The organism is Polaromonas sp. P2_G11, assembly GCF_056403595.1.
The window spans coordinates 1-17,059 of record NZ_JBFUFE010000003.1 but is presented as its reverse complement, the minus strand read 5'-3'; the positions used below and the strand labels follow the sequence as shown (position 1 = coordinate 17,059).

Genomic DNA, 17,059 nt, shown 5'->3' with positions numbered 1-17,059 from the left:
TATTGGACCTGCACCTATGGATTACTCCGATTCCTTTGCCATCAGCGCCGCCGGCATGAGCCTGGAGCGCACGCGCGCCGACGTGGCCTCACTCAATTTGGCCAATGCCAACACCATTCAAGAGACGGGCGGTCCCCAGTACCGGCCGCTCCGCGTGGTGGCTCGAGCTGCCGCGATGGTGGCATCCGGCTCACCGGCATTCGCTGATCTTTTCAGCCGCGGGGTTAACGGTGCAGGCCTGACCGGTACATCGGCACCTGCCGTGGTGTCGGTTGAGCCGACTGATTTGCCGCCACGAATGGTCTATGAACCGGGTCACCCGCTGGCCAACGACAAGGGTTTTGTGGCTTACACCGGTGTGGATAGCGCGACCGAGATGGTGACGCTGATGAGCGCCATGCGCTCCTATGAGGCCAACGTGGCAGCGATGAATTCGGCACGCACCATGGCTTTGAAGGCACTCGAAATTGGAGGCGCATGATGAGCACCGAAATGATCGCACCCATTGCCGCGGCAACAAGCGTCGACATTTCCCAGTTCCAGCCGATGAGTGAAAGACTGCAGGGCGCGGGGTCCTTCGGCGCCATGGTCACCCAGGGCCTGCAGCAGGTCAACGAACAGCTGCTCGCCACGCAGGGCGATCTCCAGGCGCTGGCCGTGGGGGACGTCCAGAACCTGCACCAGGTCATGATCCGCATGGAAGAAAGCCGGATTGCTTTTCAGCTGATGATGCAGGTTCGCAATCGCCTGCTTGAGGCGTACCAGGACGTCATGAAGATGCAGATATAGCCACGGGGCTTGTTCGAACCTGTTTTAAAGAAGAAAGCTGAAGCAATGATCGATTTCTGGAAAGGGCTCACCCAGCCGGCGCGTGCGCTCCTGGTTGGAGCGCTGGTGTTGTTCCTGGGCGCTGTGGTCTTTTTTGCATGGTGGGCGTTCAGAGTGGAATACCAGGTGCTGTTCACTGACCTGAAGCCCCAGGATGCGCTGGCGATGACAACGGAGCTCGACAAGCAAAAGATGCCCTATCGCCTCGCCGAAAGCGGTTCGACCATTCTTGTCGACAAAACGCAGGTGCACGCAACGCGCATCAAGCTGATGGGCAAGGAAATCCCCTTACAGGGAGTGGTCGGGTTTGAGCTGTTCAACAATACCGATTTCGGCATGACCGAATTCGCCCAGAAGATCAACTATCAGCGAGCGCTTCAAGGCGAGTTGACACGAACCATCCTGTCCCTGGCGGAGGTCAGCGACGTGCGCGTCCATCTGGCGCTTCCGGAGCAGGGCCTGTTCAAGCAGGCGAGCAGTAAACCGAAGGCCGCCATTACCCTGACGCTCAAACAGGGCCAGAACCTGCGTCCCGAGCAGGTTTTCGGAATTCAGCACCTCGTCGCTTCAGCGACACCGGGAATGACCTCTGCCGATGTCGCCGTCGTCAACCACCAGGGCATCGCGCTGAGTCGAGTGGCCACCAATGCCGAAAACGGCGCGGCGCTCGCAAACAGCTCAAGCCGGCTCGACCTTAAAAAAGAAACCGAAGATTACCTTGCCCGCAAGGCGGCCTTGGTGCTGGACCAGAGCTTTGGCGCGGGCCAAGCGCTCGCCAGTGTGGACGTCCTGTTAAACATGGATCAGATACGCATCACCACCGAAGAAGTGATTTCGGCGCCGGGGCGAGAAAACAAGCCGCCTGCCGGCGTGGTGGTGCGCGAACGCGAGTCTGTGCGCGATACCGGGGTGGCGCCGCTCGACGCGCGTACTGGTACTGGCGTGAATGGCAGCGTACAACGGGAAGTGGAATATCAGGTTGGGCGAAGGGTCGAGCAGGTGGTCAGCCAGCCGGGGTCGATACGCCGCATACAAGTGGTGGCCGTTGTGCGCAAAGCGCTGGACGCCGCCGACGAAGAGCAAGCCCGGAAAGTCATTGCCGCAGCTGTGGGGGCTTCACTCGAACGGGGCGACACCGTAGTTGTGCAGAGCCTGAAGAATGGCGCCCTTCCCCTGCCGGCAATTCCTGACGTTGCTGGCGATTCGCCTCGAGCCACAGGGCCAGGCGCTGCGGCGTCGGGCGAAACGCCGACGCCCGTCGTGGCGATAGCGGGATTGCTGCTGGTGATGCTGTGCGGCTTGGTGTGGTTTCTGCTGCAAAAGCGCAAAACCGCCGATCCCGCGATGACCGAAGAGCAGCGCGAATCGGCGTTGCGGCAGGTCCGGGCCTGGATGCAGCAGGAAGCCCCGCCCGCAGGACTGAAGCCATGAGACCGGAATCCTCTTCCAATGCGCGGCAGGCTGCATTGACCTTGCATGCCATGGCGCCGCACGACGCCGCATGGCTGTTGCAACAACTCCCTGCTATCGAGGCGGCCGAGTTGCAATCCTTGCTGGAGGAGTTGCGCGACTTGGGCATCCCTTCCGACCCGAGGCTTCTTGACGAGCTGCGCCTGGGCGATGCGGCACCACAGGAGTCTGCTCCTGCGGGCCACGCTCATATCGATGAACTGTCCGTCGAAGCCCTGATGTATGCGCTTGACGCGGCACGTGTGGATCTGTTGCTGCCCCTCCTGAAACCTGAACCTGTTGCGTTGCTGGCCTTCCTGCTCTCTTTGAAATCCTGGTCTTGGGCCGATTCCCTGCTGGCGGCACTTGAGACGCACAGGCGGCTCTCTTTGCGCCTGCAGGTCGACAGCCTGGACAGCAGAGCTGGGGCGACCCCAGACCAGGCCGCTCAGCTGCGGCTCGGGCTATTGCGGCGCTTGCTGCGACGCTACCGAACCGTCGAGGCCTCAGCGTCCCCGCAGAACGCGACCAGCGCGCACCGGGGCGGTTTTGCACGCTGGTGGCAGGAACGGCGCCGGTTCTGGTCCAGCATCATTGCACCCATGAGGGCCTACAAGTGAGCCCGGAAGGTTTTGTTATCAGAGGCGCCGTGGAGGGCGCGCCGCTCGAGCTGCGCGTGGCGTCGCGCGCGCCTGCAGTGCTGCCCTTGCAGCGTCCGATGGCCGATAAATCAGCGACCCTGATGACCGGCCGCGCGTTGCAGGAGCCTGATGCGGGCCTCGGACAGGTCCGGCAGGAAGCGCGCACCCTCGGGTACGAGGCAGGCAGGGTTCAGGGTCAAAAAGACGGTTATGAGGCGGGCATGAAACAGGCGCTGGAGCGCGCTGAACAGGAGCGCCATGCGCTTCTTGAAGACCATGAGGCTGGCCAGCAGAAGCTGGTCGATGCGCTGGCAAAGATCAGGCAAATGGCTGATGCGATAGTTGGGCAGAAAAACCGCTTTCTGGATGACGCCGAGGATGACATGGTGGCGCTCGCTTTTGAGGCGTTTTGCCGGGTGCTGGGCGAAACGGTCCCCACCCGGGACATGCTGAAGGCGGGCGTGGTGAACGCGCTCGCCCATTGGCGAGGAAAAGCGGCGCTCGAAATTCACGTCCACCCCGAAGACCTGCAGTGGCTTGAAGCGGATACAGATTTGGGAGCCCGCATCGCATCACAGAGAAATCACACAACGCGGTGGGTTGCCAGCACTGAGGTCGCCTTGGGCGGCTGCATGTTGCGTTCCCCCGAGGGCGCGCTCGACGCCCGCCTTGATGTGCAGGTTGAGGCGCTCAAAACAATGCTGCTTCAGACCCGGGCGACACGCCGAGCGGAGCGCCCGGCATGAACTCCAACCCGGGCTCCCCGGCCGTTTCCGACCTTGCAGGCCAGGCCGCCAGTCCGGGGCTGAGCGCCTATCGAAAAGCTGTGCGGGAGCAGGAACTGATGAGGCGTGTAGGCTGGGTGCGCCAGGTCCAGGGTTTGGCCATCCAGGCGCAAGGGCCGGACGCCGTGGTGGGCGAGTTGTGCCGGATCCGTCCGCGCCTGGCGCCCCATGACCCGTCGGGATCGGACCCGGCAGGCGATTTGTTTTCGGCGAATGCGGGGGTATTGGCCGAGGTAGTGGGTTTGCATGCCGGCCATGTCACGCTGCTTCCTTATGGCTCGCTTCAGGGCGTCAGCGCTGGCGCCGAGGTGGTTGCACTGGGCCGGGCATCGACCTTTGGGGTGGGTCCTGCCCAGATTGGCCGCGTGATAGACGGCTTTGGCGAGCCTCTGGATGGCGATGCGCGGCCTGCCACGGTTCGCGACGTCCCCTTGCACGGCGCGCCCGTCAATCCCATGAAGCGACCGCCGGTTGCCCGCATCATCGAAACCGGCATTCGGGCGATCGACGGCCTGCTTACTTTGGGCCAGGGCCAGCGCGTCGGAATCTTCGCGGGAAGCGGCGTCGGAAAGAGCACTTTGCTCGGCATGATTGCGCGTCATGTCAAGGCCGACATCAACGTCATCGCGCTGATCGGCGAACGCGGGCGGGAAGTCCGGGACTTTATCGACAAGCAGCTGGGGCCCGAGGGTCTGCAGCGGTCCGTTGTTGTAGTCGCTACCGCAGACCAACCCGCACTGGCCCGGATTCGCGCCGCCCATGCGGCCGTCGCGATCGCCGAATACTTCAGGGACCAGGGACGGCAGGTCCTTCTCACCATGGACTCGGTCACCAGGCTGGCGATGGCTCGCCGTGAAGTCGGCCTCTCGGCGGGTGAACCACCCACAGCGCGGGGCTATACGCCCTCGGTGTTTGCCGAGTTGCCGCAACTGTGCGAACGCTTCGGAACATCGGACAGCGGCGGTGCGATCACGGCCTTGCTGACGGTTCTTGTCGAAGGTGACGATTTCAACGAACCCATCTCGGACAACCTGCGCGCCATACTGGACGGCCACATCGTGCTGTCGCGCTCGCTGGCCCATACCGGCCAATATCCCGCTATCGACGTTCTGCAAAGCACCAGCCGTTTGCGCACGGACCTCACGGATGCCGCCGAGCGTGAGCTTGTCAACCGCGTGACCCAGCATATTTCACTGATGGAGCGCAATCGCCAGATGGTGGAGATTGGCGCTTATGAAGCCGGAACCAATCCGCAACTGGACAAGGCTCTGCGGCGTGACACGGCACTTCGAGAGTGGATGACGCAACGGGACGGTGGTTTTGACCGGCCACGTGCGCTGGAGCAGTTGCGGGCCTGCATGGCTGAAGCCGTAGCTGTTCCGGCAGCCATGCCGGGCATCAAAGCGGGAGGCTCGAGATGAATCTGCCGGGTTACAAAAATTCGGGAAAAGGCGATTTGCGCGGGTTCAAATATCCGTTGGAGCCTTTGGCCAGGCGAGCCCAATGGGAGCTTGACGAGCTGAACGGAAAACTTGCCAAAGCGCAGCACGAACTGGCCTCGGCACGGGCCGCGCTGAGCGCCACGAAAAGTCTGCACAGGCAGACATCCGAGAAGCTGGGGCAGCAGCTCCAGGTGCGCCTGGACGCTTCGATGCACCAGGCCGGACTGCTCTACCTGGCGCAGCTGCAGGCTTCGATGGAGAAGATTCAGGCACAAGTGGCCGTGCTGGACAAGGCACGCGATGGCTTCTTGCTGCTGTGCCGGGCGGCCGAAACCCGGCTTGAAGGGTTTCGGTCCCACGAATCGGCCGTCATCGATACTTACGTGCGTGAGCAGTCGCGCCTTCACGCGACAGAAGCCGACCGGGACTGGATGACGCGCGAGGCCTTCAACAGGGCGCCCGCGACCTCCCCGACTGAACCCGGAGGCGGCGCATGAGTTCTCCGTTGTTCCCGCTCCGGGAAGATCCTGGAGCGTTGCGACTGGTGGCCAAGGCTGGGGCGGGATTGCAGCAAGCGGCTGCCGGCGATCAGCCGCAATCGGCCGGTGCCTGGAATCGCGAGATGGAGCGGGCGCAACTGGACACCTGGTTCAAACCGCGACAAGCTGCACCGCGCAGCGACGGTCGGCCCGAAGGCACTACCAGCCAGGCTACTTTGAATTCAGGTGCACAGCGCCCCGCATCGTCCAACAATGCGGTGAAGGCGGACGGACGCAGGGTGACACCGCCTCTGATGGGCGCCGGTCCTGTGCCGAATCGTGGGCCCGGGATACAGGCAGCGGCCCTGATGGTCGTGCAAGCGCCCAAGCCCGAAGCCAGCCGTATGCTTGTCACGGATATACGGGCGGCCAGTCTGGCGCTTGCGCTGGCAGGCGTCTCGCGCCTGAAGGTGGTGGGCTTGGCGCCTCCGACTGATCCCGGGGACATGGCGGATGCGCTCAATGTACCGGCAGGACTGGGCTCACCAAGCGAAGAGGCCGATCTCGATTCGCAGGCGATACGCCTGCATGCCGAATGGCACGGGCACGATGTCGCCGTATGGCTAGGCGTTGATGCCCGAGCCGACTCCGGGGAGGAGCAGCTCGCGCAGCTTCTGCCCCACATCAGAGCCTGCCTTCAGGGGCAGCGCAGCAGGCTTGTCAAGCTGGTCTGCAATGGCAAGACCGTTTTTGAAGTTTCTTCCTCGTTCATTCCAGAGTTTCCTTATTTCACACAGTCCAAGGAGTTTCCATGACTATCTCCGCGATCAGCGCCCCCCCAAGCGGTTCTTCGTCCAACTTGCAGGCCAGCAGCCTGGGGCTCCAGGACTTCCTGAAGGTGTTGTTGACCCAGCTCTCGTACCAGGACCCGCTCAAGCCAATGGACAACCAGGAGTTCATGGCTCAGATCGCGCAGTTCACCGGCGTCGAGCAGACCCAGCAGCTCAACACGAAAATCGAGACCCTGATCAACAACCAGGCAGCCTTGCAGTCGGTGGGGCTGATTGGACGCACCGTCGATGCCACTACCGCCTCGGGTACGCTGACGGGCACCGTCATGGCGCTGTCCCTGCAGGGAAGCTCGCCGGCCCTTAGCGTGAAAACCGCCTCTGGGGCGGTGATCGACGGCATCAGCATCAGCCAGATCGTCGCGGTACGCTAAGGCGCAACAAACATGCACGGTACAAGGGGAGAAAAAAATGCTTGATTCGATCTACGTAGGGATGACCGGTCTGCTGGGGTATTCCAAAGGTTTGCGTGTCATCGCCAACAATACGGCCAACCTGAATACCCCGGGGTTCAAGGGCTCCAGCCTGCAGTTCTCCGACCTCTTTTATTCCAACAGCAATCTGGCCAGTGGCAGTGGTTCGGGCAGCTACGGTGGCTTGGGTTACGGGCTGAATGCGGGCTCGACCGTGCTCTCGTTCAAACAAGGCGAAATTCGCCAAACCGACAATCCGCTGGATATGGCTGTCGACGGCCAGGGGCTGTTCATCCTCAGGGACGCGGAGGGGAAGATCACCTATACGCGCGCGGGCCAGTTCAAATTCAATGGTGACGGCGTGCTCGTGAACCAGGGGGACAACGCGAAAGTCATGGGCCGTGGCTCCGACGGAGGCCTCACCGAAATCAGCCTCGCCGGGCTGAGCACCAATGCGGGAAAGGCTACCGCGAATGTCAAGTTCAACGGCAATATTTCCAGTACCCTCACCGACCAGACTGTCGGCGGCGTACGGGTCATCGATGCGCTGGGCGGCGCCCATACCCTCAGCGTCAAATTCACCAACACGGACGCGACAACAGCTGGAAGCTGGAAGGTTGAATTGCTCGACGGCACCACGGTGGTTGCGACCCGCCAGATTATTTTTTTTGACGGCAAGCCGACCGCAGCGACCTCGAAACTCAGCGTGAGCTATACGCCAGTTGGAAGCGCGGCGATTCCGCTGCTGCTGGACTTCAGCACCGACGTGACCTCCTTTGCGGCGGGCAACCTGTCCACGCTCGCCATGTCTTCGCAGGATGGCGTCACGCCGGGTGCCTTGACCCAGGCCAGTTTTGATTCCACGGGGACCCTGGTGCTAGGTTATTCGAACAGCCAGAGTGTCAAGGGCGCGCGCCTGGCCCTTGGCCGCTTCGACTCGCTGGATGCGGTGGGTACGGTGGGCGACAACCAGTTCAGTGCGCTGGATCCGGAGCACTGGGTGACAGGCAGCGCGGAGGAGGGCGGCTTTGGTTCGATTCGCTCCTCTTCCGTGGAGATTGCCAACGTGGACCTCTCGCAGGAGTTTAGCGACCTGGTGGTGATGCAGCGAGGCTTTCAGGCGAGCTCGCAGGTAATCTCGACGGCCAATGAGATGCTGCAGGAACTGTTTGCGCTGAAAGGCAAATAATGGCCGATGCTTCTGTTGCAGGGAAAGTCCTGGTGTCGGAAGCCGACGCCGCTCCAAAACTCCGCGAGCTCAGGGTATTTTCCACTGACCGGCGCGCACGTGTGAGCGCCACTATTTCAGCGATGCTTATGTCGTGGCGTAGTGCATGGGATTGGCGTGGCAAGAGTCTGGACGCAGAGAGTTTTCAGGTTGTGGTCCGCGGTGCCGTCGATCCGGTGTACGCCGCCTGGAATCCAAAATGGCTGGTTTGCGAGCCTTCCGATCCCGGCGCCGGTTTGCTGAGAATGCGCTGCCGTGCGGGCGATGTTGATGTGGCGGCACCTGAATTCCCGGTGGAGCGTTTTGCCACCTGGCTATGGGGCACGGCGGACGAGCGCCAGTTGCCCGAACCCGCTCCGGCGCTGGCATCTATGGCGGCGGAGATGGCGCGGTCCATGTGGCAGGATTTCCAGCAGCGATGGGCTATTGCCTGTACACCGCCCGGTGCTGTCGCTGGCACGCCGCTGAAGATGGAGGGGCGAACGGTCGACTGGCCGTGCCCGCATGAATTTTCCGGCACTTTGCTGGTCGAGTTCTCCGCCGCGGACCTGCAATGGACGGTGGCGCTGGAAGCGGCCAGCGTGGACGCCATCCTCGCCAAGGCCGGCGAGGAAAAGCCGCGCGCTACGCAGAAACCGTTCAGGCAAGCCGACCGCGTTCGCGTCGATGAGGCCTTGCGCCAACGCACGCTGGCGCTCGATGCCTATTTGCTTCCATGCACCATTTCGCTGGGCGCGCTCCAAGGCCTGCGGGTCGGTGACGTCATCGCGCTTGAGCACCCGCTGGACCACCCTTCACAGGTCTTCTCAGAGAATCGCGAAAAAGTGGCGCATGCCTGGATGACACAAACAAGCGGCTTTAAATCCCTGGAACTCACCGCTACCCCCAAATGACCCTGAGACATAACGTGAATACAGCTGCTGAAAAAATCATGAACCCGCCACCCCAAAACCCTGCTTATTCAAGCGCCGATGCCGAAAAGCCTGACGTGTCGGCTCTTACGGTACGACCGATCACATTTCCCCATGCGCCGGCCAACGACAGGCATCAGCCGAGCGACGCGGCAGCTCCCGAGAAAAAGAACTGGCGGCCCGAGGGTCATGCTGCTCATCCCATTCACCAGGTGAAGGCCACGTTGCAGGTCTACTTGGGATCGGCAACGCTTACGGTGGGCGAGCTGATGTCCGCCGCGAAAAATCAGGTGCTGGTGCTGGACCGGACTGTGGGCCAGCCTGTCGATTTGTTGCTCGAAGGCCAGGTGGTTGCCCGCGGCCAATTGGTGGCGCTGGACGAACATTTCGCGGTTCGCATCACGGAGTTGCCTTTGCCGCTAGATCTTCAAAGTGGCTTGCTGGCTGAAGTCAAGCCATGAGGCTTGCCGGTTTGCTCAAGCGTTTGCCTTATTTTTTCCGCGCCCTGAAAGTGGCGGCGGTTTGCCTGTTGGTCAGCCATGCCACCGCGTTCAGCCAAGGCACGGCTGCATCGGCGGGAGCGTCCTCCGCCTCCGCTGCCACAAGCGCCATCGCTTTGCCCAAAACGATTCCTTTCAAGCAGGACTCGGCCTCGTCGTCCGGCGGTGAGGGGCCGCCGCTGACTGCCATCACGGCGATTTTGGCGCTTGGCTTTGCGGGTTTTGCCATCTGGATATGGCGAAATCGCCGGCCGACTGCCGGCGTTGACGCCGCAAAGCGTTCAAGCTGGTGGGGTGGTGCTTCGTCCAGGGATGTTCTGCTCCATGGGGCGACCCGGCTATCACCCAAGCACAGTGTTCACGACATCGAATGGCGAGGGCGTCGTTTGCTGATCGGCTGTACCGACCAGGCCATGACCTTGCTGTCAGAGCACGCGGTGGTTGAGTCGTCTGCGAGCACCGCCGGACAAAACCATCCCGTTCCGACGCAGCCAGAGGGTGCAACATGAGGCGCTCATCGTTTGCCGCTCTGTTGTTGCGTTGGGTTGCGGGCATCCTCATCGGTATGGTGTCATGGGTGGGCGTGCATGCCCAAGCGACGGATGTCGCGGAAGGTGCGATGAGCGCCGAAACCGCGGTGGTTCGAAATTCGGCTGGCGAGCCTGAGATTCAACTAAAGGCCAGCCCGATGCTGTCCGGAGCGCCGACGCCCACAGCGGCCCGCCGCGCGCCCGCGGTTGCTGTCGCGGCAAGTAAAACACCCGCCACGGAAACCTCGCAAGCCCTGCGTGTCGTGCTCGGCCTGACGGTTCTTGCGATACTGCCGGCGTTGCTGGTATGCCTCACCAGTTTTATGCGCATCATCATCGTGCTGTCCATGCTGCGCCATGCCATCGGCATGCCCGAGACGCCACCCAATACCGCGCTGATCGGCTTAGCCTTGTTTTTGACGATGTTCACGATGTCGCCGGTCCTGCAGAAAATAAATGTGGATGCTTTCGAGCCGTTCATGGCGGGGCGGATCGGCATGGAACAAACCTACGACAAAGGCGTGGGTCCCTTGCGTGAATTCATGGTCCGACAGACGCGTGAGCCCGACCTGGCATTGATGGTGGAACTGTCAAAGGCCCCGGTTCCGCAGACCATGGATGACATTAGCAATGTGCAGCTCATCCCCGCATTCATGCTGTCCGAGCTGCGCGCGGCGTTCCAGATCGGCTTTGTGATTTTCCTGCCGTTTTTGCTTATAGACCTCATCGTGTCGAGCATCCTCATGGCCCTGGGGATGATGATGATGCCGCCGACCACCATTGCCCTGCCCATCAAGATACTGATGTTCATCCTGGTCGATGGATGGAGCCTTGTGCTCAAGGCACTGGTTGGCAGCTTTCATTGAGCCCCGTGTCCACCATGCCGAAGACAGCACACAATCAGCCGTCCCAGTCTGCGCCACCTTCAGGACTGGGGGATGATGAGCTGCTGCTGTGGCGAGCGTGGATAGACCAGCGTGCGGCCCCCGCCCGCGAGAAACTTCTTTCCATGCACTTGCCATATGCTCGCATCGTCGCTGCGACTTTTTACGCGCGCCGCACCCACGACGAAGTGGAGTTCGATGACTATCTTCAGCTTGCCAGTGTGGGGCTATTGGAGTCCTTTGATCGCTATGAGCCTTCGCTGGGAGCGCAGTTCAGGACTTTTGCCGCCCGCAGAATGCAGGGTTCCATCCTTAACGGGCTTGCCCGGTTGACGGAGAAGAACCAGCAGATTGCAGTCCAGGGCGAGTTGCGCCGCGAGCGCCTCAATGCCGCCAAAGCGGCGGCGCTGGAGAAACTGGATCCGGCTCTGGCGGCGACCGAAGGCGCCGAGCTTTCATCCAGGATGAACGATCCGAAGTTCCTGTTTTCTTTTCTCGCCGAAGTCGGTATGAGCCTGGCCCTGGGAGTCATGCTCGAAGGCACCGGGATGATAGATGCTGAGGCGTTTCATTCGGAGGCCGCCGAAGCTTCTGCTGAGGTGACTTATTTTAAAAAAACCGAACTGCAACGCTTGCAGCAGACTCTTGCCAATCTCCTCAAAGGGCTCACGGAACAGGAACGAACGGTCATTCGCTATCACTATCTTCAAGAGACCTCGTTCGATGACATTGGAAAGATGCTGGGAGTCAAGCGAAGTCGTGTTTCCCAGATCCACCACCAGGCGCTCCGGAGTTTGAGGCAAGGCCTGGCGCGACAAGGTTGCGATGTGCTGGCTTAAGCCTGACTTTTTTATGAGTTACATGGATGTTTATCAATGAATAACGATCTGTCTACTGAAGGTGCAAACGTGGCCTCCGCTGAACTTGCCCGCCTTGATCGTCTCGAAGGCTACCTGAAAACAGATCCAGGCAATCTACAGTTGCTCGCAGAGGCTTTTGATCTTTCTTTGCAATGCAGGCAATGGGATCGCGCAGCCTTCTATCTGCGTCATGGGCAAGTGCTCCAGGCCGATGCGTTGTCGTGGCGTCTGAAGGAGGGCGATTTGCTGTTGGCGCAGGAGCTTTACCCGGAGGCCACGGCAGCACTGAAAGTTTTGCAGCAAGTCGATGGGGTTCCCCCGGAGTTCACCGCCGTGGTTTTGCACAATCTTGCTTATATCGAGTTCAGGCAGGGTCGGTACGCCGAGTGTGTTTCCGAGTTGGCGGAATACATGGAAATTTTCACCAGTGCGGCATCGGGACTTTCGCATGAGGGTATTGCGCGAGCCTCGCTGGCAGGAGAACTGTTGCAACAGCTGTGGCTACGGTCGCTTCATCGTACGGCCGAACTGGAGCGCGCCTGCAATTGGGTTCGGGAGGCCGAAAAGTTGCAAAATCTGCGCGCTAGCGCCGCCGCAATAGCAAGCCTGATCGCCATAGATGCGGGGGATGCGGTGAGTGCGCAGCGCTGGGTGGATTTGGCGTTACAGCAAGCACAACTGCAAACACCGCCAAGCCTTCTTCCGGCCGAGATTTTCGTCACGCAATTGACTTTGGCCCTCGGTATGCGAAAAGCGGATGAAGCCATCGACTGGGCGGACAAGGCTCTGCAGCTCAATCATTCGGACGGTCGTGCATGGTCTGGGCGGGCATTTGCACATTTACTGAAAGGTGACCTGAAGCTGGCCCGGCAGGATTTTGCGCGCGCTTTGCAGGGCATGCCCGGTCACATCGGGACGTGGCACGGCCAGGGCTGGGCGGAATTGCTCGATCACGACCTTGAGGCGGCGCAGGCCAGTTTTTCCACAGCCCTTGAGATGGACCGCAACTTTTCCGAAAGCCATGGCGGCATGGCGGTCGTGCTGGCGCTCAAAAAGCAAACACATGAAGCCAGACAGCATGCGGAGCGTGCCATAGGCCTGGACAAAAATAATTTGTCGGGACGCTATGCCGAAGCTTTGCTCAATGGAGAGGTGAAGGATGAAGTTGCTATCCGAAAACTCGCGCAACGGCTGCTCGCAAGCCGGAAGAACCTGTCCGGTGTGAGCGTTCCGGATTTCACGGGAAATTCACCGCAAGGCTAGTCCGTGGAGTGAGGCCGAGAACCCCTAGGACTGTCTACCGATATCGCCTTTCAGACCTGCGGTATGGCGGCCGCTGCGTCGACGAGATAGCGAGCTGCATCCTTGATCGCGGAGGCCAGCTCTGGGTCGAACTCCATCTGGTCCAGGACCGGGTCCGCCAGCCGCTTCCAGTCCACGTCCTGCGCTGCGTCGCCGACGAATTCCTGCATCAGAACGGATTCCATGAACAGCTGGAATACCTTGCGTGGCTGCCGTGAGTCTTCTCTGGAAAGCGCACGAATCCGTTGCAGCAGCTGTTGCTTGAGTTTGGGCTCAAGCAGTGCCAGCGAGTCGAGAAACGGGTTGGTGTTCCCTGCTTGTCCCCGCTGGAGCTCGGAGGCTTTCCCCTGCGAAGGAGCATCAGGCGGCGCCGGCCTTTTGGGGTCGGTGGCGTTGGGGCGAAGAAACGCCCCGAGGCGGGAAGAAGGATCAATGATGGGCATGGGACTGGGTTAAATTCAGATGGGGTTAGCCATCTCAATTCGGGTGGTTATGGCGCTGGTAGTTTGAAAGCAGCACATGGTTTTCTTCGGCCCCGTCTGTCGCTTTCGGTAGAACAAGGTCCGAGGTCGATTCTTTCAATTCGGCTATTCGGGCGATGATTTTGCGTATGTCGCCAGAGAGAGCTTCGTTTTCGGTGTTCCTCGCCAAACCGTCTTCGTAGTGCTTGACGGCGCTTTCGAAGTCGTCTTGGGCGAGCGCCGCGTAGCCGCGAACGAAATACGGCAGCGGGTCGCTTTCAGGGAGGTCGAGTAAAGGTTGCCAGCTCACCAATGCCGCCGCAGCCCTGCCTGCGCTGAATTGCAATGTTCCAAGCTGGTACCTTGCCATGGTGAACTCGGGCGAGAGCAGGACGGCATTGGAAAGCGCCAGTTCGGCCTGTTCCATCTCTCCGTGAGCCGCGTGATGCGAGCCGATCAGAAACAGCGGGATGCCCCAAGTGGGGTCGACTGCCGCGCACTCATGAAAAAAATCAAGTGCTTGTACCTGGTTTCTGCCGGCTTCAATGCCCTGTTGGAGCAGAGCCTGTGCCTGCGAACGCGCGGAAGGTATTTGTGTCATGGTGGGCATCATTTCAGATTCGAAATTCGCTGAACGGGTGAGGGAATTTTGCGCCGGGGTGACTGCGTGGAACCATTCCCAGAGGTTCCCGCTGGTGACCGAATGAAACAGGAAGCAGGCCGGGCACCAGGGCCTTCGCGACCGTAAGCTGTGTTCGGCCCTGATCGACAAGGGAGTGCCGGGGGGTGATATCAATGGCGACAGGGCACAGGCCTTTCCCGGAAAAACGCCCAAGCAGCAAGTCTAGCGAGTAATTCGCCTCCGCTGTCGGCCAAGGGGTGCCGGTCACCTCACCGGACGGGAACAACATTCTGTCGGCGCGCCTGAAATGGCGTTTGAGTCCATACAGCCCAAAATGGTGTTCGGCCGTTTCGACCTGTTCTGCAAGTTTGATAGGGGGAAGGTACCCTCGCATCCATGCATGAATCCTCGCTTCCAGTTTATCGATCGCGCTGTTGACGGCGTCGGTAAAGCAGGAGCCTGCCGCGCTTGCGGTAGCCGTGAAATGCCTTTCCTCGTGCTGAGCAGAGACCATCGCGACCTGGGCGTACTCCGTGGAGAGTCGCTGGACCGTGATGATGCATCCCTCGCTTGCAAACGCATCGAGGCGCTGAGCCAACTCCCTGGGCCATTGCGCTGGCGGGTGAACAATGCCTGGTTTTTGGGCCAGCCAGTGCCTCATCAGTGAGTCTTGTTCGATGGCGGCATGCAAAGCCCGCACCGTCGCGTCTTCCTGGGATGTGCCGCTGCAGCAACCGGAAAAGTTGGCCTGCGTATAGCATTTTTGCGGACAGTGCCCCAAGGCCGCCAGACCAGCGCGGGAGAAAGCCAGCTCTCCCAGGACATGAACTGATTTTCCAGTGCAGAGGTCTACCCCTTCAACCCAAGGGTAGACCTGCGACTGCGAAAACGGCAGGTAGGGGAAATTGGGGAGTTTGTACTGTACGTCCGCATAGCGCACGAATTGCTCAGGGTTCTGCGCGTCCCCGATCTCGCTGATACGGCCCTGGACAAGTTTGTGCACTTGTTGATGACCTGCGTGCGCGAGGGCGTTTTGAATGGCCTGGCGGGCCGCCTGCATTGGATCGGTGTGGCTACCCCAGGCGTGCGGCCCAACCGCGTCTGTCCGTGCCCGGGCCAGGTGTACACCACGGTGAGGACTGGAAGATTCGACATCCGCCCAGGAAAAATCAATTTTCGCAGCGTGGGAAGCTGCCTCGATTTGTTCGGGTGAGGGTTTGGCACCAAACATCGCCGTGCCCAACAGCAACTGGCGGTGCAAGCCGCACATGAGGGCGATGGGCTGCTCCTGGTAACCGCCGATCGTCGCGTAGCCCAGGCCCAGTGCATCGGCGCTCAAGGCTCCGTTGTGCAGCGCGGCTCCTGCTTCCATAAAAAGGTATTGCAGCGAACGGCTGCGATAGCGCATCGCGCCGATAGCGGGATCGGCCGCTATAAAAATAGCGCCTGTGGCATAGGTTAATTCCCACGGCTTGAGGAAGGCGCGCGGTAGTTGCGCCGCAGTTTCGCCGATCTTCTGCAGGTAAATCATGCGCTCCTGCGGGTAGTGAAGGCGGTACACCCCCGGCGCATAGCCATCGACCTGGCGCTGCAGTGCCAGGTAAATTTCCAGCAGGTGCATCCCTCCCGCTGAAGCAAGGGCCCGATGAGGCAAATAGCCTGTGCGAGGATGTTTGATGTGCACAACCCCGGCAAGCGACCACAGCAGCTGATGCAGCGCAGAAGCGGATACCGTGCGATCGTCAAAGGTATTGCTGGTTACGCGGGAGGACAGAAATCTGTCAAGCGGTGCACTTTCCACCGTGACGGCGGCCTCGGGCAAGGCACTGGGCGCTTGCTCGGTATTCCACAAGAACCGGCCCGCGATGCCGTTAGTGAGCGCGGGAGATGCTCTGATGCCCAAAGGGCTGAGCTGGAACGCATAACGCGCCGCATGAGCACTCGCCAGGCTGGCATCGATCAATGCGCCTTCGCTGAGCAGAAAAGTCAGGAATTCGGAAAACTTTGCACGGGCCTGTGTATCGGCAATGCTGCTGACGGCCTGGTTGGCAGTGCGGGTGCCGTCGCATAAAGCGAAAACATGCTCCAGCAGGACCGCCGGCGCCTCTATCTCGACAATCTCGCTCGCATGGCGAACCACCAGCATGGCTTTGCGGCCTTTGCTGCGTATGCAACTGGCGCCCGCCAGCATGGGCGCCAGGCGATCCCAATCGGTCAGGCAGGCTTCGACGGCCGCCGGCACTCTGGGGTTCAGGATGCTGTTGTGCGTACCTGTGCGAGTCATTGCGGGAATGCTGTGATCCACCCATAGGCGTCGTCCCGGAGATTCCCGGCCGGCGGGCGGGTCATGCGGATGTCAATAGGCACGTAGATGTCTCCGAAGAGGGTAATAGGCTGCCTGGCGCGCGGAGTTGTGCGGGACAGAGTGGAGAGGCTCCGGCCCCATCGGCGAAGCGCTCACTAATATATCCGCGCAGTTCGGAATTTGTTTGTTTTTTCTGCGGACCATCGCATTCGTTTGTTCTCCGCTGTCACTTGTCATGGCTACCTCGTCAGCCGTTGCACTATCCCGGTAAATCAAGCCTTGCGCCGCAAATGGCATGGCCTGTTGGTCTGGTGATTGAGGGTTTTCCTAAACAAAGTGGTAAATGTGAGGATGTATTGATGAAATACCGTTGAGCAGTTCTCCAAAGGGTTGGAGGAGGGGTGAGGGGCAGGGGCCCGAGCCGGCGGTTCACCATTAGGTAGATCACATGGTTGCGATCGTCAGCGGCAATAGCCTGGGCTTGGGTTCAACGTCATTGGCCACGCTGGGGCGAGGCGGGCTGCTGGGGGCGGCCGGCCAGGGGCGAAGCGGCGAGCAGGCGTTTGTCAAT

General features: G+C 60.7%; 19 protein-coding genes. 16 read left to right on the top strand and 3 right to left on the bottom strand.

What is annotated here, in order from left to right; all coding sequences use genetic code 11:
- Positions 1-16: 16 nt before the first annotated feature.
- From flgC to AC1DWQ_RS10735, 16 genes are read left to right on the top strand one after another with little or no spacing between them, the layout of a single operon-like run.
- The gene (flgC, locus tag AC1DWQ_RS10810; RefSeq protein WP_477669647.1) at positions 17-481 is read left to right on the top strand and encodes a flagellar basal body rod protein FlgC; all 465 of its coding nucleotides are present in this window, start codon (positions 17-19) and stop codon (positions 479-481) included.
- Positions 481-789, top strand: a complete 309-nt coding sequence (fliE, locus tag AC1DWQ_RS10805) for a flagellar hook-basal body complex protein FliE (RefSeq protein ID WP_477669646.1) — start codon at positions 481-483, stop codon at positions 787-789. The genes flgC and fliE overlap by 1 nt, the downstream gene beginning before the upstream one ends.
- A 9-nt stretch (positions 790-798) precedes the next feature.
- On the top strand, positions 799-2,259 hold the full coding sequence (gene fliF / locus AC1DWQ_RS10800) for a flagellar basal-body MS-ring/collar protein FliF (protein ID WP_477669645.1): 1,461 nt from the start codon (positions 799-801) through the stop codon (positions 2,257-2,259).
- Positions 2,256-2,897: a hypothetical protein gene (locus AC1DWQ_RS10795; protein ID WP_477669644.1), complete on the top strand. Its 642-nt coding sequence runs from the start codon at positions 2,256-2,258 to the stop codon at positions 2,895-2,897. The genes fliF and AC1DWQ_RS10795 overlap by 4 nt, the downstream gene beginning before the upstream one ends.
- Positions 2,894-3,664, top strand: coding sequence for a FliH/SctL family protein (locus tag AC1DWQ_RS10790; protein WP_477669643.1), 771 nt, complete (start codon positions 2,894-2,896; stop codon positions 3,662-3,664). The genes AC1DWQ_RS10795 and AC1DWQ_RS10790 overlap by 4 nt, the downstream gene beginning before the upstream one ends.
- Positions 3,661-5,124 (top strand): FliI/YscN family ATPase, encoded by a 1,464-nt coding sequence (locus tag AC1DWQ_RS10785; protein ID WP_477669642.1) that lies wholly within the window; start codon positions 3,661-3,663, stop codon positions 5,122-5,124. Before AC1DWQ_RS10790 ends, AC1DWQ_RS10785 begins: the two co-directional genes overlap by 4 nt.
- Positions 5,121-5,642, top strand: coding sequence for a hypothetical protein (locus tag AC1DWQ_RS10780; protein WP_477669641.1), 522 nt, complete (start codon positions 5,121-5,123; stop codon positions 5,640-5,642). Before AC1DWQ_RS10785 ends, AC1DWQ_RS10780 begins: the two co-directional genes overlap by 4 nt.
- On the top strand, positions 5,639-6,439 hold the full coding sequence (locus AC1DWQ_RS10775) for a hypothetical protein (protein WP_477669640.1): 801 nt from the start codon (positions 5,639-5,641) through the stop codon (positions 6,437-6,439). Before AC1DWQ_RS10780 ends, AC1DWQ_RS10775 begins: the two co-directional genes overlap by 4 nt.
- On the top strand, positions 6,436-6,846 hold the full coding sequence (locus AC1DWQ_RS10770) for a flagellar hook assembly protein FlgD (protein ID WP_477669639.1): 411 nt from the start codon (positions 6,436-6,438) through the stop codon (positions 6,844-6,846). The genes AC1DWQ_RS10775 and AC1DWQ_RS10770 overlap by 4 nt, the downstream gene beginning before the upstream one ends.
- A 37-nt stretch (positions 6,847-6,883) precedes the next feature.
- Positions 6,884-8,074: a flagellar hook-basal body complex protein gene (locus AC1DWQ_RS10765; protein ID WP_477669638.1), complete on the top strand. Its 1,191-nt coding sequence runs from the start codon at positions 6,884-6,886 to the stop codon at positions 8,072-8,074.
- Positions 8,074-9,006 carry a hypothetical protein gene (locus AC1DWQ_RS10760; RefSeq protein WP_477669637.1) on the top strand — a complete coding sequence of 311 codons (933 nt, stop codon included), beginning with the start codon at positions 8,074-8,076 and terminating at the stop codon, positions 9,004-9,006. Before AC1DWQ_RS10765 ends, AC1DWQ_RS10760 begins: the two co-directional genes overlap by 1 nt.
- A 38-nt stretch (positions 9,007-9,044) precedes the next feature.
- Positions 9,045-9,485: a FliM/FliN family flagellar motor switch protein gene (locus AC1DWQ_RS10755; RefSeq protein ID WP_477669636.1), complete on the top strand. Its 441-nt coding sequence runs from the start codon at positions 9,045-9,047 to the stop codon at positions 9,483-9,485.
- The gene (locus AC1DWQ_RS10750) at positions 9,482-10,033 is read left to right on the top strand and encodes a hypothetical protein (protein WP_477669635.1); all 552 of its coding nucleotides are present in this window, start codon (positions 9,482-9,484) and stop codon (positions 10,031-10,033) included. The genes AC1DWQ_RS10755 and AC1DWQ_RS10750 overlap by 4 nt, the downstream gene beginning before the upstream one ends.
- Positions 10,030-10,920 carry a flagellar type III secretion system pore protein FliP gene (gene fliP / locus AC1DWQ_RS10745; RefSeq protein WP_477669634.1) on the top strand — a complete coding sequence of 297 codons (891 nt, stop codon included), beginning with the start codon at positions 10,030-10,032 and terminating at the stop codon, positions 10,918-10,920. The genes AC1DWQ_RS10750 and fliP overlap by 4 nt, the downstream gene beginning before the upstream one ends.
- Before the next feature lie 14 nt (positions 10,921-10,934).
- Positions 10,935-11,777, top strand: coding sequence for a sigma-70 family RNA polymerase sigma factor (locus tag AC1DWQ_RS10740; RefSeq protein WP_477669633.1), 843 nt, complete (start codon positions 10,935-10,937; stop codon positions 11,775-11,777).
- 36 nt (positions 11,778-11,813) lie between these two features.
- Complete coding sequence (locus AC1DWQ_RS10735) at positions 11,814-13,061, top strand: tetratricopeptide repeat protein (protein ID WP_477669632.1); 1,248 nt, start codon at positions 11,814-11,816, stop codon at positions 13,059-13,061.
- 50 nt (positions 13,062-13,111) lie between these two features.
- On the opposite strand, the gene AC1DWQ_RS10730 is transcribed toward AC1DWQ_RS10735, so the two are convergent.
- Genes AC1DWQ_RS10730 through AC1DWQ_RS10720 form a run of 3 tightly spaced genes read right to left on the bottom strand, consistent with a single transcriptional unit; the run spans position 13,112 to position 16,488 of the window.
- Entirely contained in the window at positions 13,112-13,543 is a 432-nt protein-coding gene (locus AC1DWQ_RS10730; RefSeq protein ID WP_477669631.1) for a hypothetical protein, read from the bottom strand.
- Between the two features lie 34 nt (positions 13,544-13,577).
- Entirely contained in the window at positions 13,578-14,162 is a 585-nt protein-coding gene (locus tag AC1DWQ_RS10725) for a tetratricopeptide repeat protein (protein WP_477669630.1), read from the bottom strand.
- 13 nt (positions 14,163-14,175) lie between these two features.
- Positions 14,176-16,488, bottom strand: a complete 2,313-nt coding sequence (locus tag AC1DWQ_RS10720) for a YcaO-like family protein (protein WP_477669629.1) — start codon at positions 16,486-16,488, stop codon at positions 14,176-14,178.
- Between the last annotated feature and the right edge of the window lie 571 nt (positions 16,489-17,059).

Bases quoted from the DNA above. Each gene is read 5' to 3' on its own strand.
- flgC (WP_477669647.1), top strand. From the start codon at position 17: ATGGATTACTCCGATTCCTTTGCCATCAGCGCCGCCGGCATGAGCCTG.
- fliE (WP_477669646.1), top strand. From the start codon at position 481: ATGAGCACCGAAATGATCGCACCCATTGCCGCGGCAACAAGCGTCGAC.
- AC1DWQ_RS10795 (WP_477669644.1), top strand. From the start codon at position 2,256: ATGAGACCGGAATCCTCTTCCAATGCGCGGCAGGCTGCATTGACCTTG.
- AC1DWQ_RS10785 (WP_477669642.1), top strand. From the start codon at position 3,661: ATGAACTCCAACCCGGGCTCCCCGGCCGTTTCCGACCTTGCAGGCCAG.
- AC1DWQ_RS10780 (WP_477669641.1), top strand. From the start codon at position 5,121: ATGAATCTGCCGGGTTACAAAAATTCGGGAAAAGGCGATTTGCGCGGG.
- AC1DWQ_RS10775 (WP_477669640.1), top strand. From the start codon at position 5,639: ATGAGTTCTCCGTTGTTCCCGCTCCGGGAAGATCCTGGAGCGTTGCGA.
- AC1DWQ_RS10770 (WP_477669639.1), top strand. From the start codon at position 6,436: ATGACTATCTCCGCGATCAGCGCCCCCCCAAGCGGTTCTTCGTCCAAC.
- AC1DWQ_RS10765 (WP_477669638.1), top strand. From the start codon at position 6,884: ATGCTTGATTCGATCTACGTAGGGATGACCGGTCTGCTGGGGTATTCC.
- AC1DWQ_RS10760 (WP_477669637.1), top strand. From the start codon at position 8,074: ATGGCCGATGCTTCTGTTGCAGGGAAAGTCCTGGTGTCGGAAGCCGAC.
- AC1DWQ_RS10755 (WP_477669636.1), top strand. From the start codon at position 9,045: ATGAACCCGCCACCCCAAAACCCTGCTTATTCAAGCGCCGATGCCGAA.
- AC1DWQ_RS10750 (WP_477669635.1), top strand. From the start codon at position 9,482: ATGAGGCTTGCCGGTTTGCTCAAGCGTTTGCCTTATTTTTTCCGCGCC.
- fliP (WP_477669634.1), top strand. From the start codon at position 10,030: ATGAGGCGCTCATCGTTTGCCGCTCTGTTGTTGCGTTGGGTTGCGGGC.
- AC1DWQ_RS10740 (WP_477669633.1), top strand. From the start codon at position 10,935: ATGCCGAAGACAGCACACAATCAGCCGTCCCAGTCTGCGCCACCTTCA.
- AC1DWQ_RS10735 (WP_477669632.1), top strand. From the start codon at position 11,814: ATGAATAACGATCTGTCTACTGAAGGTGCAAACGTGGCCTCCGCTGAA.
- AC1DWQ_RS10730 (WP_477669631.1), bottom strand. From the start codon at position 13,543: ATGCCCATCATTGATCCTTCTTCCCGCCTCGGGGCGTTTCTTCGCCCC.
- AC1DWQ_RS10725 (WP_477669630.1), bottom strand. From the start codon at position 14,162: ATGACACAAATACCTTCCGCGCGTTCGCAGGCACAGGCTCTGCTCCAA.